Raw genomic sequence first — 22657 nt, 5'->3', positions numbered from 1 at the left:
TCTTATACCAGACCAAGGATACGGCGGTTGGCCGCGTCGTCAGTTCCTGCGCCAGCGAAATCATCGAATGCCCTTTCGGTCACGCGGATCAGATGTGCATTGATGAATTCAGCGCCTTCACGTGCACCGTCTTCCGGATGCTTGAGTGCGCATTCCCATTCCAGCACCGCCCAGCCATCGAAGTCATAAGCCGTCAGCTTGGAAAAGACGGCGCCAAAATCCACCTGTCCGTCACCGAGCGAACGGAAACGGCCGGCACGATTCACCCAGGACTGGAAACCGCCATAGACACCCTGTCGTCCGGTCGGGTTGAATTCGGCGTCCTTGACGTGGAACGCCTTGATGCGCTCGTGATAGATGTCGATGTAGTCGAGATAGTCGAGCTGCTGCAGCACGAAGTGCGAGGGATCATAGAGCAGGTTGGCGCGCGGATGATTGTTCACGCGCTCCAGGAACATCTCGTAGGTGATGCCGTCATGCAGGTCTTCGCCCGGATGGATTTCATAGGCCGCATCGACACCCTGTTCATCGAGGTAGTTGAGGATCGGTGTCCAGCGCTTGGCGAGTTCATCGAATGCCGCTTCGACGAGACCGGCAGGCCGCTGCGGAAAGGGATAGAGGAATGGCCAGGCCAGTGCGCCCGAGAATGTCGGCATGACTTTCAGGCCAAGATGGTTGGAGGCACGTGCGGCGCGCTTGACCTGATCGACAGCCCATTCCTGGCGGGCCTTGGGGTTGCCATGCACTTCAGGCACGGCAAAACCGTCCATCAGTTCATCGTAGACCGGATGAACGGCGACGAGCTGGCCCTGCAGATGGGTTGAAAGCTCGGTGATGGTGAGGCCATGCGAACGGGCAATGCCGGCGACTTCATCGCAATAGGTCTTGGAGTCCGAGGCCTTCTTGAGATCGAACAGCCGCGCATCCCAGGTGGGAATTTGAACACCCTTGTAGCCGAGGGATGCTGCCCATTGGCAGATCGCGTCGAATGAGTTGAACGGTGCCGCATCGCCCGCAAACTGTGCGAGGAAAATGGCTGGTCCCTTGATCGTCTTCATGTCTCGTCTCCTCCAATTCATGCGGGCGCCTCGGGCAGGCACCTCTCCGGTTTCTGTTCAGGGCATGTTGTCCCTGAGAAAAATATCGATGCGGATATGTTCCTGCCCCGGTACGATGGGACGGCCTTCGCGCAGGGCAGTGAGAATGCGCGCGGTGCTGCGCGCCATATGCCCGACGTCCTGATTGATGAGCGCATCCACGGTGCCCCGCACCAGATGGCGGCGGGTCGAGGCGGTGAGTTCATGCGCCACGAAAATCACGTCGGAGACGCGGCCGGTTGCTTCGAGCGCAGCAACGACACCCGCCTGACCGCCGCCAGCATTGTAGATGGCAACCAGATCGGGATGATCGCGCAGCAGCGATCGCGAGACTGTCTCAACGCGTGCATTCTCGTCGCGTGCTTCCCGCACGGGCAGAACTTCAAGATTGGCGTATTCGCGGGAAATGACCTGTTCGAAACCGAACTGCCGCTCCACGTGGTCGCGCAGGGCCAGCGAGCCGGCAATCATGCCGACTTTGCCCTTGCGCGGTCCGACAAAGCGGCCAATCAGCGAAGCAGCGGTGCGGCCGGCGGCGTAATTGTCGATGCCGACAAAATGGGCGCGGCGCGAATTCGGCACATCGGAAACCAGTGTCAGGACAACCACACCCCTGTCGGCAAGGGCGTTGATGGCTTCTGTCACGGCGGGATGGTCGAGCGCGACGACAGCGACGCCGTCGATGCTGGAGGGCAGCCGTTCGAGCGCCGCCGCCAAAGCCTCGCCGTCGAAAGTATCGACATATTGAATGGAAAGCCGCACGCGTTCCTGCAGCTGGCGTTCGCGGGTTGCACGAAACTCCGCATCCAGCGCCTGCATGAATTCGTTTTCGCCGGTCGGCAGGATAATCCGGAAATCATAGTCCCGTCCGCGCGCAAGCCGCGATGCGTGCTGATCCGGATGAAATCCAAGCAGCTTGATGGCCGCGTTGACGCGTTCGATGGTGCGCGCATGCACACCATTCCGCCCGTTCACAACACGATCAACCGTTGCAAGACTGACACCGGCTTCTCGGGCGACGTCTTCAAGCGTCATCTTTACCACGAGAATTCTCCTCCGCTTGATATACTAGTTCGACGAAATGAGGTGTGCAACTCTTTTTGACGGGTTTTGATGGGAATTTTGATGGACGCAATGTTGTCCTGCTGCAACTTGCGTGTCGTGGTGTTGATCGCTGGCAACGATGTGAGCAACGCATGCCTTGAGCAAGGTCACCGTCTCACGACAGTGACCTTGCCCGAATTGTCCGATTGATGCGGTATTTGACTGTTTAAATTATTCGCCTTTCTCGAAATCGGTACTGCGGGTGATCGTTTCCCAGGCATCGATCTCATCGACAATCTGATCCAGTTTGCTTCGGGCACGGCGCAGCGCATCACTGCCGAGCAGCAGATGAAGAGGTGGATTGTCGGCACGAACCAGGTTGATGATCACTTGTGCTGCGCGATCTGGATTGCCCAGCTGTCGACCAGCGACGGAATCGAAGGCGGCAGAACTCCGTCCGATCGTCTCGGCATAGGCAGCGTCTTCGGCGTCGCTTTTGCGTATTGAGTGAGACGAAAGAAAGTCCGTCCTGAATGCGCCAGGGGCGATGGCCGTTATTTTGATACCAAGCGGTGCGACCTCCAGCGCCAATGCTGATGAAAGGCCTTCAAGCGCATATTTGGCGGCAGCATAAACGGCCGATCCGGTGGTTGGCGCGCGCCCGGCAATCGAGGTGATGTTGATGATGTGACCGTGGCGCTGCGCGCGGAGGTAAGGCAATGCCGTCCGAATGATCCGGAACGGTGCAAAAACATCGACAGCAAACAGTCTCTCGACATCCGCATCCGATGCCTTCTCCAATGCACCCAGCAGCCCGTATCCGGCATTGTTTACGATGACGTCGATCTCGCCCGCTATCTCAAAAGCTTTTGCTACGCTGGCAGCTGCGGCTTGGCCGTCGATCAGATCAACATTCAGGACATGCAACGTGCCGCGATCATGATCAAGTTCGAACGACCCCGTACGAACTGTCCCAATCACAGTATCTCCTTCTGCTAGTGCTGCCGCGGCAAGTGCCTTGCCAAGGCCACGCGAAATTCCTGTGATGAACCAAGTTGTCATTTTTTTATCCTTTTCAATGAACCAAAGAGAAAATGACAGAAAGGTTGTGCCTTTATAATACGCCAAAAAATTACAGTGCTTGTTAGTTCAGCTAAGTAATGTACGGTGGTGAAATGGACATCCTGCTCGCCGGACACGACTACAATCAGCTTCGCGCCTTCATTGCCGTCGCCGAATTTCTGAGCTTCTCCCGGGCCGCCGATAGCCTCGGCGTCTCCCCTTCAGCGCTGAGCCAGATGGTGCGCAGTTTCGAGGAGCGGGTGGAGATGCGCCTCCTCCACCGGACGACGCGAAATGTGTCATTGACGGAGGCCGGTGAGAATCTGCTTCAGCGGGTCAGGCCCGCGGCGTTTGAACTCGGAAGCGCCGTCGCACAGGCTCGCCGTTCAGGAGAGCACCCTGCCGGCACGGTAAAGGTGCATTCGTTCCGATCTGCTGCCCGAAAACACATCGAACCGATTCTTGCCAGCTTTACCCAACGCTATCCAGAAGTGCTGCTCGACATCACGGTGGATGACGAGGTCATTGACATCGTCGCAGGCGGTTTCGACGTGGGCTTGCGCATAGGAGAGGTAATTGAACGCGACATGATCGCCGTTCGTCTGGGATCCGAGCTCCGGCAGGTGGTGGTGGCGACGCCTGATTACCTGGCGCGTCATGGATATCCGGAGCATCCGCGCGATCTCATCAGTCATCGTTGCATACGTTGGCGCTGGCCGGGCCGGACCACGCCTTACGCTTGGGAATTCTTCGAGAATGAAACCTGGTTCAGTGTCTCCGTCGAAGGTCCACTGATCTTCAGTGATAAGGAAATGGCACTGGGTGCCACTCTCAAAGGAATCGGGATCGGTTTTCCGATCGAGGACACCGTTGTCGACCACATTGCCGAAGGCAGGCTCGTCAGCCTGCTGGATCCATGGTGCGCTCCGTTTCCAGGGCTATTCCTGTGCTATCCCAGGCAGCGTCATATGGCACCTGCGCTGCGGGTTTTCATCGATGCCGTGCGTGCGGGTGCCTGAATGCTCAGTTTCTACCAGCGGTCCGCATACCACCGCCTCGTCACATGGTTGTAACGCGATTGGCGCATAGGCGGTGCCAAAGATCGAAAAGCATTGTAAAAGCGGCGCATGACCGACATTCACATCCAGAATCTGACCAAGTGCTTCGGCGAGACGGTTGCTCTCAGAAATATCTCTATCGATTTCCCCGCAGGGTCGTTTACCTCGCTGCTGGGACCCTCCGGTTGCGGCAAGACCACTCTCCTGCGTCTGATTGCCGGATTCGAGGCGCCCGACGATGGCGCAATTGATTTTGGCGACGAGCGGATCGCCGATGTGCGCCGCCAGAAAACGCCGGAGGAGCGCGGTGTCGGCGTGGTCTTCCAGTCCTATGCCCTGTGGCCGCATATGAATGTTGCCGAGAACGTCGCCTACCCGCTGAAGACCCGAAAGGTTGCCAAGGCCGAAATCGCGCAGCGCGTCAAAACGGTGCTGGAAAGCGTCAGTCTTGGCAGTTTCGCCGATCGGCGGATCGAGGAACTTTCGGGCGGCCAGCGGCAACGCGTCGCCCTCGCCCGCTGTCTGGTTGCCGACGCGAAAATCATTCTTTTCGATGAACCGCTTGCCAATCTCGACATGCATTTGCGTGCTTCGATGATCGAGGCTTTTCGGGATATCCATCGGCGCACCCGTGCGACGATCGTTTATGTCACGCATGACCAGTCGGAAGCGCTGGCGCTCTCCGACCGCATCGCGGTGATGAATGCCGGCAACATCCTGCAGATCGCTGCGCCGGTGGAGGTCTATCACTCCCCTGCGGATCAGCGCGTGGCCGGATTTATCGGCCGCGGCACGCCGGTTTCCGGCACGGTTGTCGAGAGGCAGGCGTCATCGGCTCTCGTTGATGTGGCGGGGTATCGTCTTGCCGCGCGCGGCGTTGCCGATGGCTCCGACGCGATCAAGCTGCTGCTGCGCCCCGAAGCTCTCCGTCTCGCCGATGACGGGCTTGCTGCCACAGTACAGGAAAGCACCTATCGCGGTGCCGTCTACGAAACCCGGCTTGAACTGGCCAACGGCGAGCGCCTGACGCTCGACAGCCCCTCGGCGCTGCGCATTGGTGAAACCGTGCATGTCGCCATTGCCGACGCCTGGATTATTCCCGGCTGATCTACCGCCAGGGCAACACACCAGGCGGGAGCTTTTTGCCGAGACGGTCGAGAACCGCCAAAAGTGCCACGACAATCAGGATTGTCGTCACGGCAATGGCCGCCGCATGGGTACCAAGCCCAGCCTCTTCGAGGCTGAACAACACGACGCCGAGTGTTTCATGCCCGCTTGACCAAAGCAGTGCCGAGACCGTCAATTCGTTGAATGCGCTCATGAAGACAAGCAAAGCGCCTGCAACCGCTGCGGGTGCCGTCAAAGGACCGGTGATTGTCATGAGACGGCGCAGCGGACCGGCGCCGGACACGGCGGCCGCTTCATTGAGATCGCGCGACAGCTGCCCGATCGCCGTTGTGACCGGTTTCATGGCCAGGGCGAAGAAGCGCATGAGATAGGCAACCAGGATAATCCACGCGGTGCCGTAGAGGCTGCCGATCAATGGCAGCGGCCGCAGGAACAAGAGAATGCAGGCGATGGCAAGCACGATGCCTGGCAAGGCATAGGGCAGTTCGATTGCGCCATGCAGGACGCGTTGCGATAGACGCGAGAAGCGCTCCAGCCCCACAGCAACCGGAATGGATCCCATCGCGAGAATGAGAGCGGCGGCGCCAGCAAGAGTGGCCGAGTTCCAGAAGGCGCGGCTGGTGGATGCCTGCCGGAACAGTACTTCCTCGAAATTGGAGAATGTCAGGGTGGACCAGTTGAGCGGGACGCCGAAAGACGGGATCAATGCCGTGGTTATGAGGGCAAGCACCGGCAGGATCAGCATGAACAGGATGGCGACCCAGCCAAGAGCGGCGAACAGCCAGCGGTAGCGGCCAAGGGCAAAGCGCGCGGGTGTTCCCGTGGTAAATCGGTGGTTGACCTTCTTGAGTGCCAGGGCCTGCAGGACGACACCAAGCAAGGCGAGCATGGCAATAAGGACGGAGAGCGCTGCAACCTGCGGCAGCACGCTGGGACCAAAACTGGCGATACGCTGGTAGATCATCGTCGTCAGGGTGAGATAGTTGACCGGCATGCCAAGCAGGGCGGGAATGCCGAAATTGCCAACACCCGACACGAAGGCAAGCGCCGTGGCAGCAACGAGATAGGGCCGTACCATCGGCAGGATGATCGTCAGGAGCACGCGCAGCGGCGATGATCCGGAAGAACGCGCCGCCTCGACCAGATCGCGGGGGACGCGAGTGAGCCCTGCCCGCAAGGTGATGAAAACAATGGGTGCATGCTGGATGGCATAGAGCAGGATGATGCCATTGCGACCGAGCAGCGGATTGGACGTGCCCGGCGGCGGTGCAAGACCGAAAGCACCAAGCAGCGTGCTGGATGGCCCGAACAGGTGCAGCCATGACAGAGCCATCACCTGTGGCGCGATCATCAACGGCAGCAGCAGCAGGAAACCGAGGGTCTTGCGCCCCGGCAGGTCGGTCATGGCAATGCCGATGGCAAAAGGCGCGCCAACCACAAGGGCGAGCAGCGCGCCGAAGAAGGCCGTATCCAGGGTGTTGAGCGTGGCCCGCATGACCGAGGCACTGGAAAGCCGCCCGGCCATGGCGGCAAGATCAATCTCGCCGCCGGGTGCGACGGCTGTCACCAGCAGCCGCAGCATCGGCAAAAAGCTTAAGGCAAAGATGATGGCGAGAACCAGCACGGCGGACAATCCGCCATCCTGCCGGAAATAACGCCACAACCTGTATGCCGGGGAACCCGCATGTGTGGATGCGGGTCTGGCATTGTCTATGGAATGTGTAATGGCCAAAGGCGTTTACTGCCCCATCACTTCGCTGAACTTTTCCTTGTTCTTGGTCTCGTTGGCGAGCGCGCCGGCGGCGTCGAACTTCATGACCTTGATCGAGGCGCGGTCCGGATAGCCCGCCGGCAAGGCAACGTCGGCACTCGCGGGGATATAGCCCATCTTGGCTGCGAGCTCCTGACCGTCCTTCGACAGGAGGAAGTTGATGAAGGCTTTTGCCGCTTCCGGATTTTTCGCCGTCGACAGGATGCCGGCCGGCTCGGTGACAGCCGAAACGCCTTCCTTCGGGAACACGAACTCGACCGGAGCGCCCTTGGCCTTCTCGCGGATCGGCATGTAGTCGACGATCATGCCATAGAGCTTGTCGCCGCCGCTGACTGCTTTGAGGATATCGCCATTGCCGCCCGCAGCCTGCGCGCCATTCTTGGCCAGCTCGGCATAATAGTCCCAACCCTGTTTGAGATTTTCGGTGAGCGTAACGGTGTGGATCAGGGCGGCACCCGATGTCAGCGGACTTGGCATGGTGACAAGACCTTTGGCTTCCGGCTTGGCGAGATCGGCCCAGCTCGTCGGCACAAACGGTGCCTTGGTGTTGTAGACAATGCCTGTCGTGATCAGCTTGGTGGAGAAGTAGGTGCCGTCCTTGTCAATGAGCGCGGCGTCGATACCCGAAGTCTTTGCGTCCTTGAAGGGCAGCAGGCGGCCTTCCTTCTTCAAGCCTTCCATCGTCACCACATCGGCAATCAGCAGAACGTCGGGCTGCGGCTGGCCGGCTTCGATTTCGGCGCGCAGCTTGGCCATGATCTTGGGCGTTCCGTCGCGCACCCATTCAACCTTGATACCGGGGTTCTTTGCCATGAATGCATCGGCGGTTTGCTGCGCATCGGTGTTGGGCTGGCTGGTATAGAGGACAAGTTTGCCATCTGCGGCAAACACCGGCTGAAGACCGGCGGCAAGCAAAACGGAAGCGATGAGAATGCGGCGCATGATAACCCCTTTTGTCAGGACGAGATGAACCCGCTTTGATTTTTGCAGGCTCATAATGATCGGTCACCCCTATACAAGCCGGATAACGGTTCTATGACATCTAGAGAAAAGTTGTAAGGTTTTCATCGGGTAAATTGGCTTGGAAAACCCCGTCGAAATTTTTTACTTGTCATCCCGCTGTTATAAACAGACAGTACAAAGAAAAAAATTGCACAGCTGCGCAATGGGATGGAAAATGACTGAACCTGCTTTCCTCAAAGTCGAGCGAATGAGCGTGGGGTATGGCCCGACGACAGTACTCGACAATCTAGACCTCGACATTCACAAGGGTGAATTCGTGGCGCTTCTCGGCTCGTCCGGTTGCGGCAAGACAACGCTTCTGCGGACGATTGCCGGCTTCTCCAAGCCGTTCAGCGGTTCCATCCAGGTTGCGAACCGCGATGTCACTCAGATGCCGCCGGACAAGCGCGGTATGGCGCTGGTGTTCCAGTCCTATGCGCTGTGGCCGCACATGACCGTTGCCCAGAATATCGGCTATGGGCTGAAGCTGCAGAAGCGCTCCAAAGATGTCATCGACGCGCGTGTCAACGAGATGCAGAACCTGCTGGGCCTTGGCGGTCTCGGCGCACGCAAGCCGGCTCAGCTTTCCGGCGGGCAGCGCCAGCGCGTGGCGCTCGGCCGGGCGCTGGCCATCGATCCGGAAATCCTGCTGCTGGATGAGCCGCTTTCCAACCTCGATGCCCGTATCCGCCTGACGGTACGCCACGAGATACGGTCGCTGCAAAAGCGGCTTGGCATCACCGCCATTCACGTCACGCATGACCGCGAGGAAGCCATGGTGATGGCTGACCGTATCGTCATCATGAATGCCGGGCGGATCGAGCAGCAGGGAACGCCGGAGGACGTCTACAACAAGCCTGCATCGCTCTTCGTTGCTGCGTTCATGGGCGCGGAAAATGTTCTGTCCATGCAGGCGCGTGTCAACGGCGCGCAGATTGAACTGGCGGAAGGCTCGTTCAATCCCTCGACGGTCACGGCATTGTCGGGCCGCGCGCTTGCCAGCGGGCCGGTGCAGCTGCGTTTTCGTGCCGAAGCCGCCCGCCTTGCCGGCAGCGGCGATACGGTTTCCGCCGAGCCGGGTGCGCTCGAATTGCGCGGCCGGATTGCCAGCGTCAGCTATCCCGGCGGTCATTGGCGCCATGCCGTGCGTCTGGGCAATGACGAAATCCTAGTCGATGCAGATACCGCCTTTGCGGAGGGAGAAACCGTCAAGGTGCATATCCCCGCGCATTCGCTTTTCATTTTCAACGCGCCGCAGGTTGCTGCGGCCGCACATGCCCATTGAGGACAGGTGGCCGGTCCGCTGGTCCCTGCCCCATAGACTGCCAAAACAAAACATCCATGCTCAACGGGAGTTCACGATGAAAACGTTACTACAGGCTTCACTTATCCTCGGACTGGCGGCCACACCTGCGGCTGCCGGTGACCTCACCGTGTTGACGGCGGGTGACCAGAACATGGTCGATTACGTCAATGATTACCTCGCCCCGATCTTCGAAAAGGAAAATCCGGGCACCAAGGTGCGGGTTGTCGGCACTGGCCCCGGCGATGCCGGTTCGCAGAAGATCGTCGAGCGGTTCGACGCGCAGGCCAAGGCCAACACGGAAAAATGGGATGCCGACGTGGCCGTCGTCCATGAGAAGTTTGCCGGTCCCATGGTCAAGGAAGGCTATCTGGAATCCTATCGCGCAAAGATTCCTTCCGGCGTAATGGTGACAAGCGACAAGGCAAAAATGGCGCTTGGCGCCAATGTCGACGGTTATGTCATGCCGATGTTCTCCAGCCAGACTGCTATCGCCTACAACCCTGCGCTGATCCCCAACCCGCCGAAGAGCTATGAAGAGCTGGTTGCCTGGGCCAAGAAGAACCCGAAGCAGTTCGGTTACAACGGCATCAAGGGCGGCGCCTCGGGTGTCAGCTTCGTCATGGGCTGGATTTATGCCTTCGGCGATGGCGATGCCAAGAAGCTGATGAACGGTCCGTTCGAAGAAGCAGAAACCAAGAAGTGGGACAAGGCATTTGCCGGTCTGAAAGATTTCACCACCAATGCCACCCTGACGCCGGGCAATGCCGGAACGCTCGACATGCTGAGCCGCGGCGAAATCGCCATGGGCCCGGTCTGGGTTGATATGTTCTATTCCTGGAAGGCAGACGGCAAGCTTCCGCCGGAAATGAAGCTGTTCCTGCCTGCTCCCGGCATGCCCGGTCAGCCGATGCACTATGTCATCCCTGCCAAGAGCCCGAACACGGCGCTGGCCGAGAAGTTCGTTGCCCTTGCCACCAGCCCGAAGGTTCAGGCTGAAGGCATCGTCAAGCGCTTCAACTGGTACCCTGGCATCGATGCGAAATATGTGCAGCCGGAACTCGACAAAGCCAGCTGGGACAAGCTCTTTATCGATATTTCCCCGGAAGATCTTGCCACCAAGGCAAAGCCCTTCCCGATTGCCAAGTACAATTCGGCAATTCTCGAAGCATATGAGCGCAACGTAGCCAACTAATAGCGCGTGCCGTTCGGACCACCGGCCCACGCCGGTGGTCCCCTCCCCTCTTCTGGAATATGCCGATGCAGAAACGCCTTCTCGCCATTCTTCTCGTGATCCCGGCACTGGTCATGATCGTGCTGTTTTTCATCGTGCCGCTTGGCGCGTCGATTGTCGGCGCATTTGTTGTCGGCGATAGCTACGGCATCGGGAATTTTTCCAAATCCTTCGAGCTTTACTCCAGCGACATGATTTTCACGCTGCTGATTGTCGGCGTTTCCACCCTGCTGATCGGCTTTTTTTCGATCGCTATTGGCGGATATCTCACGCTGGGCGAGAATCCGCGTGCTGTCGCCGTACTGCGCTGGCTCTACCGCTGGCCCATGTTCATTCCGTTTATTGTCGTCGGCCAGATACTGCGCACATTCCTTGCCAAGAATGGCCTGATGAACAATATCCTTGTCAGCCTGGGCGTCCTGACGCCACTTCAAACGGTCGGCTTTCTTGACTGGCGCGGCATCGTCATCGCCTTCGTCTGGAAGCAGACACCATTCGTGACGCTGCTGGTCGCGGGTGCGATGGCCTCGCTGGATCGCAGCACCATTGAAGCCGCCCGCAATCTTGGCGCTTCGCGGCTGCGCATCCTCATCGAAATCATTGTCCCGCAAATCGCGGGAACCCTGCTGGTCGGCCTTATCCTCTCCTTTGTCACCATGATGTCGGTGCTTTCGGTGCCGCTGATGATCAATGCGCAATCCCCCACCATGCTGACCGCCGATATTGCATTCCGCATCAATGCCCATGGCGATTATGGCGTTGCCAATGCGCTCGGCATGATATCGCTGCTGCTGACGGCCGGTGTCGCCCTCATCTATCTGCGCCAGTCGGTGAAGGAGCGTTCGTGATGACCCGAATTGATTTTTGGTGGGTTCCCCGGGCGCTCGTCCTTGGCCTGCTTGCCTTTGTGATTTTCGGGCCGCTGACCAACCTCCTGCTGTGGACCGTCGCGGAGAAATGGTATTTTCCACATATGCTGCCGCTGGAATATGGCTTCAGCTTCTGGCAGCGGGTGTTCTCGCCGCGCGGCAATGCCATGGAATCGCTGGTGACGAGCATTGTCGTGGCCAGCTTGACCGTGGTGGTGGCCCTCGCGCTGGCCGTTCCGGCCGGTTACGCGCTGTCGCGGCTGAAACTGCCGTTCCGCAGCCTGATCCTGCTCGCCTTCCTCATTCCGCAGGCTTTCCCCAATCTGCCCGTCTATGTGAACATCGCGCGGTTCTTCTACCAGATTGGCCTGAACGGCACGATCATGGGCGTGGTGCTGGTGCATGTCACGCACGGTCTCGTCTATGCGGTGTGGATTGCCACGGCAGCGTTCTCCGCCGTGCAGATCGATCTGGAGGAAGCCGCCCGGTCCATTGGTGCCGGTCCCCTGCGCGCCTTTCGTGACGTGACCCTGCCTCTTGCGGCGCCCGGGCTTCTCGCCAGTGCTATTTTTGTGTTTCTGGAGTCGTTGGATGAGTTTACCGGCAGCTATTTCGTTGGCGCGCCCGATGTGAACACGCTGCCGTTATTGCTTTATACGGCGGGGTCCGGCGGCAACTATCAGATTGCATCGATCACCGCGCTGCTGCTACTCATCCCGTCTATCGGCTTTATGCTGGTGGTGGAGCGATTCTTGCGCGCCGATGTGCTGTCCAAGGTTGGACACTAGAGGAACAAGCATGGATTCGAACGGCGACGATCTACCGAAGAAGACCCAGCACTATGTCAGTGCCGTCGAGGTGGCAAGAAAGGCTGGCGTGTCCCGCTCTGCGGTGTCGCGGGCGTTCACACCCGGTGCCAGTGTTTCTGCCAAGAAACGCGAAAAGATCATGGCTGCCGCCGAGGAGCTCGGCTATCAGGTCAACGATCTGGCGCGGGGTCTTTTGGCAAGAACAAGCCGGCTGGTCGGCCTTGTCGTTACCAATCCGGAGCTGGGCTACCGCTCGCATCTCGTCGCAGCCTTGACCAAGGCGCTGATCCATCGCGGCAGCGTACCTATCGTCATCAATACCGGCCGCACGGAGGAGGAACTTGTCGCGGCGCAAAAAACGCTGTTCGGCTACCGCGCCGAGGCAACGATCATTCTGTCCGGTTCTCCCCCCTCCTCTTTCGTCGAGCTGGCGCGGCGCAACGGTCAGCCGCTCATCGTGCTCGGACGATCCGAAACCGGGGCCGATGACGTCAATATCGACAATGAAGGCGCAGGCCGCGAGGCTGCCCGGGTTTTTCTCGCCAATGGATTGACGGCATTGGGCTTTGCCGGAACCGTGTCCCGTACGCCGACGACCATCGAACGCGAGAACGGCTTCTGCCACGAAGCGGCTGCGCATGGCGCGACCGTCATCATGGGGCATGGCGGCAATTCCGATTATGCGGGCGGGCAGGAAGCGGCGCGGCAGCTTTTTGCCGGCAGCGAACACCCGCAGGGCGTATTCTGCGTCAACGATCTGGTTGCCTTTGGTCTTATCGATCATGTGCGGCGGCACACAAGCCTGAGGATTCCGGAGGACCTGTCCGTCATCGGGTTTGACGACATACCGGAAGCGGCGTGGGAAACCTACAATCTCACGACCTTCCGCCAGGACCCGGCTGTCATGGCTGCACACGCCGTGGCCCTGCTCGACCAGCGGCAGGCCGAGCCGGATTGCCCGCCCATGCACGACCGGCTGAACACGCACATTGTTGTGCGTGGCAGTGCCCGCATCCCCCATTCATTCAAGCCCTGATACGTCCGAGACATTCCATGAAAATTATCCAGGTTACCGATCTGCATCTCGTCACGCCGGGCGATATTCTGTGTGAGCGCGATCCGCTGAAGAATCTTCAGGCCTGCATTGCCGACATCAACCAGAACCATGCGGATGCAGAACTGGTGATTTTCACCGGCGATCTCAGCGATAACGGTCATGAGGACAGCTACCAGGCGTTGGCGGGTGAACTGGAAAAGCTCATTCCGTCGTATAAACTGCTTCTCGGCAATCACGATAACCGCAGCGCATTTCTGCGGGTTTTCGCTTCCGTCACACCGGAGGACGGTTTCGTCCAAAGCGTGGTCGATACGGCGGAGGGGCGCCTGATACTGCTCGACACCCTATCGGAAGGTTTGGTCGAAGGGCGTCTGGATGAAACCCGGCAAGCCTGGCTGAAACGGCGTCTGGCCGAGGCGGCTGGCCGGCCGGTGTTCCTCTTCCTGCACCATCCCCCCTTCCCCATTTTCCTGCCGCTCCTCGATGGGCTCGGACTTGTCGAATCGGAAGCGCTTCATGCTTTGCTGCGCGAGCATGGCAATGTCAGGCATATTTTTGTCGGCCATGCGCACAGGCCGGTGGCGGGCAGCTGGCGCGGCATTCCCGTGAGCGTCATACGCGGCACCAACCACCAGACGGCACTGGATTTTTCACCCGACAGGATCATGACGACGCTCGAGCCGCCGGCCTATGCCGTTGTGTTTATCGATCGGAATACAGTGATCGCCCATTTCCACGATTTCCTCGATCGCACCGCTGCCTATCGCTAGCGGTTCGCCGGATTGGCCGGTCGGCTGCCCGCCGAGCGGGAGGATTTCTGCTATGCTATTGTATTCGTTTGTAAAAAGGAAATATATTGGATATATTTTCGGCAGATTCCTGTTTCTTGCCGAAGCAGTAGCCCAATGCTTGCGCGCGCTGGTCGAGTTCTTCTCTGATCCCGTCGAGGATCGGGCCGCAATAGACCGGAGGATGGCAGGGAGACGAATTTACCGCGCGTTCCGGTGATGTGAACATGAGGGTTCCGGGTTCCAGGAACCTGACCCGGTTGCCAAGATCGAGGTAGCTTTCCGCATAGGCACCTTCCGCGATCAGCACGCCATGCTGCTCCAATTCAATATGGTAATAAATGAATGGTTCGAACGTTGCGTCTTGCGTGATGGAAGTGCCGTTGATGAGGAGCTTTGCCGGGATAAGCGACCCATTCAGAAACAGGCAATGATCCGGCGACACATAGAGGTCGCGGTTCGGTGCGCCGCGATCGAGCGCGCCCGGACGGATGCGGATAGGTGCATGATCGCGCAGCTTGTCGATGGTTCTGGGATCGATCCTGCGGCTTCCGATCCAGATGATGGGTACGGCTTCACCGTTCATCGTATAGACCAGATTGCCGATCTTGAGCCTCTCGACGGCGATCTCCCCTGCCGGTGTGGAGATCAGCGTTCCCATGACGAAGCAGGGCGTCTTGATGGTGATCTGACCGCTGTTGTCCGCTTGAGCAAAGTCGAACGTGGCAGCGGGATTGATAGTAAACTTTGCGCCTGTACCGAGCACATCTTTGACTGTGTTGGTGGCGCCTTTGAGTGTCGTTGCAATGGGGTTTAGAAGACCAGTCAAAAAACCAGGTTTTTCAGCAGGCGCAGGCTCGGTGGTCTTTCCAGTCTTGAAGAGAAGTGTGTCATCCTTCAGTTCGGCGGAGGTTGCTCCATCCACTTTGATCTTGTCGCCTCCGTGAAGATTGATGATCTCGATGGGGCTGGCCACGTTGATACCGAGATTCCCGGGCTGGTATTCGAATGTGCCAGTGCCGTCTGAATAGCCAAAATCGATGGTCGTCGAATTTGCAATGTTGACGGCGGCAGGCGGAGCACTGAGGGTGAGTGTGCAGTCTTTTCCTACTCCATAGGTGATGTGCCCGAGCGCTTTCACATCCAGTCCCGCCGGGTTGACCGTCAGATGGGCGCCGTCGACGAGGTCAATTCTTGCAATGTTGAGGGCGCTGAGGTCGACCGATTTGCTGTCCAGGGTGACCTCCCTGCCAGTGATGAGATAGTGGCCATCGGCCCGCTTCTCCAGTCCGGCGGGCGGGTCTTTGACGGATGTTTTGGCCATGCTTCTGTTTCCTTCTGAAAATGGATTGGTGATGAAAATCAAACGGGCGTGGCTCTTTCCGCTGCGGCGCGGAGATGAGCGCGGAGGTCGATGGACGGCTTCTGTCCGTAAATTTCGCGATAGGTGGCGGCGAAGCGCGCCGGGTTTGAAAACTGCAGACTGCTTGCGACATCAGTGACGGTTCTCGCCTTGCCCATCTTGATCAGGTCATGTGCCTCTGCGATGCGGTAATGCGACAGAGTTTGGATTGGCGTTGCGTCACGGAAATGCCGGAATATTCGCTGCAGTGTTCGCGTACTGCACCCTGCAGCACCTGCTATATGATCGACCGTGACCGGAGCGTAGAGATTGTTGCGGATGAATTCCTCGGCACGGCGAAGCTGTCTTGGGCATGGTTGCCGTGTGGAACGATCGCCATGGCAAAGATTGTGCGGCGCTGACGCGTAGAGCTGCGCGATCAGCAATTGCTCATAACTCATGACCAGCGGCGGCGTCTCCCCCTCCCCTTTCCTGAAAAGCAGAAGATTGATCGTGCGGTACAGGCTGGACACGGCGTGCCTGCGGAAATCGGCGACAGCCGCAAACCGGGGCTCATGAAAGCAAAATTGTCCTGACCACAGGCCAAACTGATTGCGCAACAGGGAGAGTGGAATCTGGAATGCGAGCCAGCGACACCCCTTGGTCAGTTTGAGCGAAGTGGCAGGGTCGTTGATGATGGCTCCGGTGCAGCCGCCCGGGATGAGCGACGCGAGGCGCGATCTGGTGTTGCCGCATTCGATGACACCGCTGAGCACAAAGACATAAAGGAGGTGGTCTGCCTTTCCGTCCGAAACGATTTCCATCGGATGGGAGGTCGAACCTTTCAGGACCTGTGTCTCATTGAGGCGGTAGGTCTCGTCCAGGGGTAAACGAGGAAATATTGCGGGTCTCTCGGCAACCGGTGTTCCCGTGGCGGGCATTTGTGCCGGGTGATGGGACAGGCGGTCGCGAGCAGGATTGTCATTCCGCATTGTATCGAACATTGCTTCAATCCTTGAAAAACGGATGGTGATTGAAATCGATGCGCCAGACAAAATACAATTTTAAATAGAATATATTTCGTACGTAATTTGAGGTTGTATTGTTAGCTAGGGATCGCTGCCGCGTAAATGCGACTTTAGTGCAAGGGAATTATTTGCCATGAATCGCGCTGTTTCTGGAAAGAAACAGTTGGAGAGCACCTGAATTCAGGAACCGATTGTTCTGTGGGGGCATTGATTGATGATAGGTTGGCGCCCTTTGCAGGAGTCGCCGAGGCGACCCGATTCCTTGTGTTCCCTTAGTGAGATAGTTGAAATGAGCAAGCCATCTTCTGGTCCCATACCGGCCGGTCCAAAGCCCTTTTACCGTTCATTTGGTTTTCAGGTTATTGCCGCGATGATCATCGGGCTCCTGCTCGGCCTCGTCGCCCGTAATCTTGGCCCCGATGCGACAGGCAATCCGAATTGGCTCAGCGTAACGCTGCAGACCGTCGGATCAATCTTCGTGCAACTCCTGCGGGCACTGGTTCCGGCGCTGATTTTCACCGCGATCGTGGCAAGCATCAGCAACCTGCGCGCGCTCAACAATGCAGCCGCTCTTGTCTGGCAAACGCTGCTGTGGTTCGCCATTACGGCGCTGGTGTCGGTGGTGATCGGCGTTGCGCTTGGACTTGTTATCCAGCCCGGAATCAATTCCAGCGTTCTTGCCTCTGCCGCCTCCGCTCCGTCGTCAACCGGTTCGTGGCTCGATTTCCTGAAAGGGCTCGTTCCTTCCAACATGCTCGGCCTGCAGGCATCGACCAAAGTGACCGGCGGTTCGGCGAGCACGTATCTGTCTTTCAACGTGCTGCAGATCGTCATCATCTCCATTGTGGTTGGGGTCGCGGCGCTGCGCGTCGGATCGGTGGCGGAGCCGTTTCTTGATTTCAATCGCGCGCTGCTGGCTGTGGTGCGGAAGATTCTCTGGTGGGTGATCCGCTTGACGCCAATCGGAACGATCGGGCTTCTCGGCACGGCGGTGGCGCAGTATGGCTGGGAAACGCTGGCACAATTGGGCTGGTTTTCCGCTGCGGTCTACATCGGTCTTGGACTGGTGCTCTTTGTGGTCTATCCGATCGTGCTTCTGGCCAATGGTCTCAATCCGGCCCGGTTTTTCGCGGGAGCCTGGCCGGCGATCCAGCTTGGTTTTGTCTCCCGCTCATCGATTGGAACCCTGCCGGTCACCGAAGCCGTGACGGAAAGCAATCTCGGGGTGCCGCGGGAATATGCGGCCTTTGCCGTACCGCTGGGAGCGGCGACGAAAATGGATGGCTGTGCTGCCATCTATCCTGCCATCGCCGCAATCTTCGTCGCGCAGTTCTACAACATACCGCTGGGTGTTCAGGAATATCTTCTGATCGCCTTTGTATCGGTCATCGGTTCCGCGGCGACCGCAGGGCTGACCGGCGCGATTGTCATGCTGACATTGACGCTCTCCACGCTGGGTTTGCCCTTGCAGGGTGTCGGGCTTTTGCTGGCGGTCGATCCGATTTTGGATATGGGCCGCACGGCGGTGAATGTTGCGGGACAGGCGCTGATTCCAACGATCGTCGCCAAGCGACAGGGAATTCTCGATCAGGACCGTTATGACAGCACGACGACGATTGACGTGATTGATCCGGCTGCCGTGCCCGCTGCAGCCTGAGGACATCTGCAGTTGGATAAAGCGCGGCAGCGATGCCGCGCTTTCTTTTTGGCGTTGACAGCTGTCAACTGCCTCCCGATTCGGACGCTAGGATTGGGCAGCACATGGCTGTGTAAGCGCCGACCATGCCAGTTGCGCGGTGAATCTGGAATCAGTTGACAGCTGTCAACCCGTTGAATCCTTGCGCGCGTGCCTTATGGTTAAAATACATCGTGGGCGATTCACTCTTTGTAAACCACACTTCCATAGAGTTTTACGCAATTGCCACAGTTGTAAGCGAGTACCGAGTTGTCCAAGCGTAATCAGGCAGTCAACCATAGTCTGCACACTCCCGCCATCTCCCGGCGCCATCTCTTGCTGGGCGCAGGCTCCCTCGCAGTTCTCGGCGTATCCGGATGCTCGCAGACATTCGAGCTTCCCGACATGAGCGTTGACACCATGTCGACCGGCAGTATTCGGCCGCAGATCAGCGTGGATAAATCCATCACGGTTCCCGACGTTATGTACGCCGCGGTGCAGGAGGGGCCATATTCGCTCCCGGCGATTCCCTATCAGAAGGTTCCGGCCGAGTTCCGGCGGCAGATCGTCGTCGATCCGACAGGCGAGCAGCCTGGGACAATCGTCGTGCGCTTGCAGGAGCGTTTCCTCTATCTGGTGCAGCCGGGCGGTGACGCCATCCGCTACGGCGTTGGCATCGGCAAGGCCGGGTTCCTGTGGAGCGGTCGCGCCAACATCCAGTACAAGAAGGAATGGCCGCGCTGGACGCCGCCGCGCGAGATGATCCAGCGCAAGCCTGAACTGGTGAAATTCGAAAACGGCATGGAACCCGGACCGCAGAATCCGTTGGGTGCGCGCGCGCTCTACATCTACAAGGATGGTGTCGATACAGGCTATCGCATCCATGGCTCGCCGGAATGGTGGTCGATCGGAAAGTCCATGTCATCCGGCTGCGTGCGTCTCATCAACCAGGATATTATCGATCTCTATAGTCGCGTGCCTGGCAAAGCCACTGTTGTCGTGGGGTAGGGAAGTCCTCTAGGAATCATTGCAGAGTTGGGTATCAGGCCGAGACCTATCGTCTCCGGCCTGATTGCTTTCATGGGCATGTCTGTGCGCGTGGGGTTCAGACGCGGATGAGCCCGAGCTTGCGTGCTCTGTCCATGAGGTTCTTGACCGATGATGCGGCCCAGCGGGCTGCGCCGCGCGGCGTCCGCTCGTGCATGGCTTCAAGCTGACCGGCGATGTCGCGCAAGGTCAAATCCGGGTTGGCATTGGCAATGCCGGTCACCAGCATCATGAGCCGATCCTCCGGCGTGCGGCGAGGGGAGGGGGCTATCAGGCGTGCATCCGCAAGCCCTTCATTGACCAGCAATCGTACCGAGCGGCGCAAGCGGTCGGCATTCCAGATTTGTCCGGTCTGTTGGCGCAGGCTGCGAGCCACCTCGTCCCAGGGGTGTTCGGGACGCATACGCCGCACGATGGGCAGCCAGGATGACATCCCAGCGGTCAGGTCCGCCAGATGACCACGCCTGCGGGCCTGGGCGAGCTTTGCCAATGCCTCGGGCTGCTTCTCACGCAGGCCGGGATTGCCGGGAAGCCTGCCCCGCGCACGGGCGGCATTGATCCCCGCCTTGGTACGTTCGGAAATCAGGGCACGTTCCAGCTGTGCCACGGCGCCGAGAACCTGCAGGGAAAACATACCTTGCGGCGTCGAGGTGTCGATGGGGTCGTGCAGTGACCGGAAATGCGCACCCTTTTCCTCCAGCTGTTCGATGACAGTCAGGAGATGACTGACGGACCGAGCCAGCCGGTCGAGGCGTACCACGACCAGCACGTCACCGCGGTTGATCTCCCGCAGGAGGCGGGCCAGGACGGGACGGGCGCGCGATGCACCCGAGCCATGCTCTTCGAAGATGGTGCCGCAGCCCGCGGCCCTCAATTCCAAAAGCTGGGCATTATTGGCCTGTTCTTCCGTCGAGACGCGGGCGTAGCCAATCAAGATGGGTCTGGGTGCTGCGGTCATGGCCGCGATCCTAGCAACCGTCCTGCAACTTGCAATGCCAGACGTGGGGATTGGGCGGTACTCCCATCCCGCAAATGGGAGCGCCGGGAAGCCCTCATGATGGACGCTGGGGCATGCCATCCATGGAAGGGGAGGGGGTGGAAAAGGCAAATAACTTATCCACGTACAGTCCGGATCTGCTATAATTCCTGCTGGGTAGACGGCCGGGAGCGCCGTGCTAGTCCATCATGCAGAAATTAAATCCGTTTTGCCTGCGCTTTTGATAATATTATTCAATAAATACAATGATATTCGTTCAAATCGCATCTATAGTATCATGCGCATTCCGGAGTATGACAGCTCTCGCTTTGACCCATATTCTCATGGTTTGACGCGTCTTCAAACAGTTTTTCGACAAGGTTGGCTCAATACCGAAATCGAGTCCCTGCGAGGGTTTTTTGAAGGGCAGATGAGCCAGTTTGGGTCGTTGTACTGATTTTGGCGTCAGTATAGCATGGCGACCAGGGGCAACGAGACAAGACATCCGCTCACCGCTGAACAAAATGGCCTTTCGTCACTTCCACATAGTCACGCTGCGGTACTTTATAGCCAACCGGGCGCACCGGACTTTTCAACTCACTGATTACGGTGTTGCGTTTGATGGCCCGCCGCGCCGGATCAGGCACGGGGACGGCATTCATCAATGTCTTCGTATAGGCGTGTTGGGGATTATCGAAAACCGCCGCACGCGGTCCGATCTCGACAATCTCGCCGAGATACATGACGGCCACGCGATGGCTCACCCGTTCGACGACCGCCATGTCATGCGAAATAAACAGGAATGACAGGTTGAAATCCTGCTGCAGGTCGAGGAGCAGATTGACCACCTGCGCCTTGATCGACACGTCGAGCGCGGAAACGGACTCGTCCGCAACGATGACTTTGGGGTCGAGCGAAAGTGCCCGGGCAATGGCGATGCGCTGGCGCTGCCCGCCGGAAAACTCGTGCGGATAGCGGGAGAACATGTCCGCGGACAGGCCAACGCGCTCAAGCAGATCCACGGCTTTCTCGCGGGCCTGTTTCTGGGTTCCCAGCCGATGGACGATGAACGGCTCTGCGATGGTCGCACCGACGCTCATGCGCGGGTTGAGGCTGGCGAAGGGATCCTGAAAGATCATCTGGATGCTCTTGCGCATGGTGCGCAGGGCGATCTGGTCAAGGCTGAGGACATTGGTGCCGTCGAGGATCACCTCACCGCTGTTGGGCTGCACGAGACGGGTGATGGACCGGCCGGTGGTCGACTTCCCGCAACCGGATTCACCGACAAGGGACAGTGTCTCGCCCTGGAACAGGTCAAATGACACGTTCTCGACCGCGTGAATCGCGCCAGTCTTGCGCGAGAACATGCCTGAACGGATATCGAAACGTGTGGTCAGGTTCCTGACTTCAAGGATCGGCGTTTTGCGCTTGTCGACCGTATCGGCCACCGGGGCTGGAACGGTCGTCTCGCCGGTTTGAATGTCGACAATGGGGAAACGCAGTGGCCAGTGCTGTCCTTTCATTGAACCGAGGCGAGGCACGGCTGAAAGCAGCGCCCGCGTATAGGGATGCTTGCCGCGATGGAAGATATCGGCGGTGAGGCCGCTCTCGACCGCTTCGCCGCGATACATCACAATGGTGCGATCGGAGATTTCGGCGACCACACCCATGTCATGGGTGATGAAGAGGACCGCCATGCCTTCCTCTTCCTGCAGGACCTTGATCAGATCGAGGATCTGTCCTTGAATCGTCACATCGAGGGCCGTTGTCGGTTCGTCGGCAATGAGGAGCTTGGGGCGGCTTGCAAGCGCCATGGCAATCATGACCCGCTGGCGCATCCCGCCGGAGAACTGGTGCGGATATTCGTCGAAGCGCGCCGCAGCATTGGGAATGCGGACCTTTTCCAACAGGCGTATGGTTTCGGCCCGCGCCTCGGCCGGTGTCATCGCGCGGTGACAGGTCAAGGCTTCCGAGATCTGCCGCCCGATGGTGAAAATCGGATTGAGGCTGGTCATCGGCTCCTGAAAGATCATCGCAACATCGTTACCGCGGATATCGCGCATCTGCCGGTCGGAGCGTGAAAGAAGGTTCTTGCCGTTGAGAACGACATTGCCCTCGATGCGGCTGGTTGCCTTTGCCAGCAGACGCATGACGGAGAGCGATGTAACGCTTTTCCCGGAACCGGATTCACCGACAATGGCGACGGTCTCGCCGGGCATGACCTCGAAGGACACATCGCGCACCACGCTTTTCCAGCTGCCGTCGACAAGGAAGGATGTGGTGAGCCCTTCGACAGACAGCACCGGTTTGGCTGTCTCTCCGGAAGAGTGGTTGGTTGAAGGAGCCGTCACAGGGTTCACCGTCATC

19 protein-coding genes are annotated in these 22657 nt (G+C 58.7%); 10 read left to right on the top strand and 9 right to left on the bottom strand.

Features of this window, described 5'->3' with window-relative positions; translation table 11 throughout:
- Nucleotides 1-2 precede the first annotated feature (2 nt).
- From RDL77_RS05955 to RDL77_RS05945, 3 genes are all read right to left on the bottom strand, one after another.
- A complete protein-coding gene (locus RDL77_RS05955) occupies nt 3-1058 on the bottom strand; it encodes a sugar phosphate isomerase/epimerase (protein ID WP_288192146.1) in 1056 nt (351 codons plus the stop codon).
- Between the two features lie 57 nt (nt 1059-1115).
- Nucleotides 1116-2132, bottom strand: coding sequence for a LacI family DNA-binding transcriptional regulator (locus tag RDL77_RS05950; protein WP_223614932.1), 1017 nt, complete (start codon nt 2130-2132; stop codon nt 1116-1118).
- Nucleotides 2133-2372: 240 nt separating this feature from the next.
- Nucleotides 2373-3203 carry an oxidoreductase gene (locus RDL77_RS05945; protein WP_288192145.1) on the bottom strand — a complete coding sequence of 277 codons (831 nt, stop codon included), beginning with the start codon at nt 3201-3203 and terminating at the stop codon, nt 2373-2375.
- Nucleotides 3204-3316: 113 nt separating this feature from the next.
- On the opposite strand from RDL77_RS05945, the gene RDL77_RS05940 reads away from it, so the two are divergent.
- Together RDL77_RS05940 and RDL77_RS05935 are read left to right on the top strand one after the other, a co-directional pair.
- Nucleotides 3317-4222, top strand: coding sequence for a LysR family transcriptional regulator (locus tag RDL77_RS05940; RefSeq protein ID WP_288192144.1), 906 nt, complete (start codon nt 3317-3319; stop codon nt 4220-4222).
- A 108-nt stretch (nt 4223-4330) separates the two neighbouring features.
- On the top strand, nt 4331-5368 hold the full coding sequence (locus RDL77_RS05935; protein ID WP_288192143.1) for an ABC transporter ATP-binding protein: 1038 nt from the start codon (nt 4331-4333) through the stop codon (nt 5366-5368).
- A 1-nt stretch (nt 5369) separates the two neighbouring features.
- Here RDL77_RS05935 and RDL77_RS05930 read toward each other — a convergent pair whose 3' ends face one another.
- Nucleotides 5370-7013, bottom strand: a complete 1644-nt coding sequence (locus tag RDL77_RS05930) for an iron ABC transporter permease (RefSeq protein ID WP_308526380.1) — start codon at nt 7011-7013, stop codon at nt 5370-5372.
- 114 nt (nt 7014-7127) lie between these two features.
- The gene (locus RDL77_RS05925; protein ID WP_288192142.1) at nt 7128-8102 is read right to left on the bottom strand and encodes an ABC transporter substrate-binding protein; all 975 of its coding nucleotides are present in this window, start codon (nt 8100-8102) and stop codon (nt 7128-7130) included.
- Between the two features lie 235 nt (nt 8103-8337).
- Here RDL77_RS05925 and RDL77_RS05920 point away from each other — a divergent pair, with 235 nt between their 5' ends.
- The 6 genes from RDL77_RS05920 to RDL77_RS05895 all read left to right on the top strand — a co-directional run bounded on the left by RDL77_RS05920 (nt 8338) and on the right by RDL77_RS05895 (nt 14204).
- Nucleotides 8338-9447 (top strand): ABC transporter ATP-binding protein, encoded by a 1110-nt coding sequence (locus RDL77_RS05920; protein WP_288192141.1) that lies wholly within the window; start codon nt 8338-8340, stop codon nt 9445-9447.
- Between the two features lie 76 nt (nt 9448-9523).
- Nucleotides 9524-10660, top strand: coding sequence for an extracellular solute-binding protein (locus tag RDL77_RS05915; RefSeq protein WP_288192140.1), 1137 nt, complete (start codon nt 9524-9526; stop codon nt 10658-10660).
- 65 nt (nt 10661-10725) lie between these two features.
- Nucleotides 10726-11547, top strand: coding sequence for an ABC transporter permease (locus RDL77_RS05910; protein ID WP_288192139.1), 822 nt, complete (start codon nt 10726-10728; stop codon nt 11545-11547).
- Nucleotides 11547-12356: an ABC transporter permease gene (locus RDL77_RS05905; protein ID WP_374042667.1), complete on the top strand. Its 810-nt coding sequence runs from the start codon at nt 11547-11549 to the stop codon at nt 12354-12356. The genes RDL77_RS05910 and RDL77_RS05905 overlap by 1 nt, the downstream gene beginning before the upstream one ends.
- A gap of 10 nt (nt 12357-12366) precedes the next feature.
- A complete protein-coding gene (locus RDL77_RS05900) occupies nt 12367-13413 on the top strand; it encodes a LacI family DNA-binding transcriptional regulator (protein WP_288192137.1) in 1047 nt (348 codons plus the stop codon).
- Between the two features lie 17 nt (nt 13414-13430).
- Entirely contained in the window at nt 13431-14204 is a 774-nt protein-coding gene (locus tag RDL77_RS05895) for a phosphodiesterase (RefSeq protein WP_288192135.1), read from the top strand.
- A 55-nt stretch (nt 14205-14259) separates the two neighbouring features.
- On the opposite strand, the gene RDL77_RS05890 is transcribed toward RDL77_RS05895, so the two are convergent.
- Nucleotides 14260-15546 carry a Hint domain-containing protein gene (locus tag RDL77_RS05890; RefSeq protein WP_288192134.1) on the bottom strand — a complete coding sequence of 429 codons (1287 nt, stop codon included), beginning with the start codon at nt 15544-15546 and terminating at the stop codon, nt 14260-14262.
- Nucleotides 15547-15584: 38 nt separating this feature from the next.
- The gene (locus RDL77_RS05885; protein ID WP_288192133.1) at nt 15585-16568 is read right to left on the bottom strand and encodes an AraC family transcriptional regulator; all 984 of its coding nucleotides are present in this window, start codon (nt 16566-16568) and stop codon (nt 15585-15587) included.
- Nucleotides 16569-16881: 313 nt separating this feature from the next.
- Here RDL77_RS05885 and RDL77_RS05880 point away from each other — a divergent pair, with 313 nt between their 5' ends.
- On the top strand, nt 16882-18249 hold the full coding sequence (locus RDL77_RS05880) for a dicarboxylate/amino acid:cation symporter (protein WP_288192132.1): 1368 nt from the start codon (nt 16882-16884) through the stop codon (nt 18247-18249).
- Between the two features lie 321 nt (nt 18250-18570).
- Nucleotides 18571-19275: a L,D-transpeptidase gene (locus RDL77_RS05875; RefSeq protein ID WP_223614934.1), complete on the top strand. Its 705-nt coding sequence runs from the start codon at nt 18571-18573 to the stop codon at nt 19273-19275.
- A 97-nt stretch (nt 19276-19372) separates the two neighbouring features.
- On the opposite strand, the gene RDL77_RS05870 is transcribed toward RDL77_RS05875, so the two are convergent.
- Complete coding sequence (locus tag RDL77_RS05870; protein ID WP_288192131.1) at nt 19373-20272, bottom strand: recombinase family protein; 900 nt, start codon at nt 20270-20272, stop codon at nt 19373-19375.
- Between the two features lie 527 nt (nt 20273-20799).
- Nucleotides 20800-22656 carry an ABC transporter ATP-binding protein gene (locus RDL77_RS05865; RefSeq protein WP_288192130.1) on the bottom strand — a complete coding sequence of 619 codons (1857 nt, stop codon included), beginning with the start codon at nt 22654-22656 and terminating at the stop codon, nt 20800-20802.
- Nucleotide 22657 lies beyond the last annotated feature (1 nt).

Source organism: uncultured Phyllobacterium sp. (assembly GCF_902479695.1).
Classification (GTDB): domain Bacteria; phylum Pseudomonadota; class Alphaproteobacteria; order Rhizobiales; family Rhizobiaceae; genus Phyllobacterium; species Phyllobacterium calauticae.
This window is presented reverse-complemented; position numbering and strand designations above follow the sequence as displayed.

Coding starts and splice junctions, on each gene's coding strand:
- RDL77_RS05955 (WP_288192146.1), bottom strand. CDS start 1,058: ATGAAGACGATCAAGGGACCAGCCATTTTCCTCGCACAGTTTGCGGGC.
- RDL77_RS05950 (WP_223614932.1), bottom strand. CDS start 2,132: ATGACGCTTGAAGACGTCGCCCGAGAAGCCGGTGTCAGTCTTGCAACG.
- RDL77_RS05945 (WP_288192145.1), bottom strand. CDS start 3,203: ATGACAACTTGGTTCATCACAGGAATTTCGCGTGGCCTTGGCAAGGCA.
- RDL77_RS05940 (WP_288192144.1), top strand. CDS start 3,317: ATGGACATCCTGCTCGCCGGACACGACTACAATCAGCTTCGCGCCTTC.
- RDL77_RS05935 (WP_288192143.1), top strand. CDS start 4,331: ATGACCGACATTCACATCCAGAATCTGACCAAGTGCTTCGGCGAGACG.
- RDL77_RS05925 (WP_288192142.1), bottom strand. CDS start 8,102: ATGCGCCGCATTCTCATCGCTTCCGTTTTGCTTGCCGCCGGTCTTCAG.
- RDL77_RS05920 (WP_288192141.1), top strand. CDS start 8,338: ATGACTGAACCTGCTTTCCTCAAAGTCGAGCGAATGAGCGTGGGGTAT.
- RDL77_RS05915 (WP_288192140.1), top strand. CDS start 9,524: ATGAAAACGTTACTACAGGCTTCACTTATCCTCGGACTGGCGGCCACA.
- RDL77_RS05910 (WP_288192139.1), top strand. CDS start 10,726: ATGCAGAAACGCCTTCTCGCCATTCTTCTCGTGATCCCGGCACTGGTC.
- RDL77_RS05905 (WP_374042667.1), top strand. CDS start 11,547: ATGACCCGAATTGATTTTTGGTGGGTTCCCCGGGCGCTCGTCCTTGGC.
- RDL77_RS05900 (WP_288192137.1), top strand. CDS start 12,367: ATGGATTCGAACGGCGACGATCTACCGAAGAAGACCCAGCACTATGTC.
- RDL77_RS05895 (WP_288192135.1), top strand. CDS start 13,431: ATGAAAATTATCCAGGTTACCGATCTGCATCTCGTCACGCCGGGCGAT.
- RDL77_RS05890 (WP_288192134.1), bottom strand. CDS start 15,546: ATGGCCAAAACATCCGTCAAAGACCCGCCCGCCGGACTGGAGAAGCGG.
- RDL77_RS05885 (WP_288192133.1), bottom strand. CDS start 16,568: ATGTTCGATACAATGCGGAATGACAATCCTGCTCGCGACCGCCTGTCC.
- RDL77_RS05880 (WP_288192132.1), top strand. CDS start 16,882: ATGAGCAAGCCATCTTCTGGTCCCATACCGGCCGGTCCAAAGCCCTTT.
- RDL77_RS05870 (WP_288192131.1), bottom strand. CDS start 20,272: ATGACCGCAGCACCCAGACCCATCTTGATTGGCTACGCCCGCGTCTCG.
- RDL77_RS05865 (WP_288192130.1), bottom strand. CDS start 22,656: ATGACGGTGAACCCTGTGACGGCTCCTTCAACCAACCACTCTTCCGGA.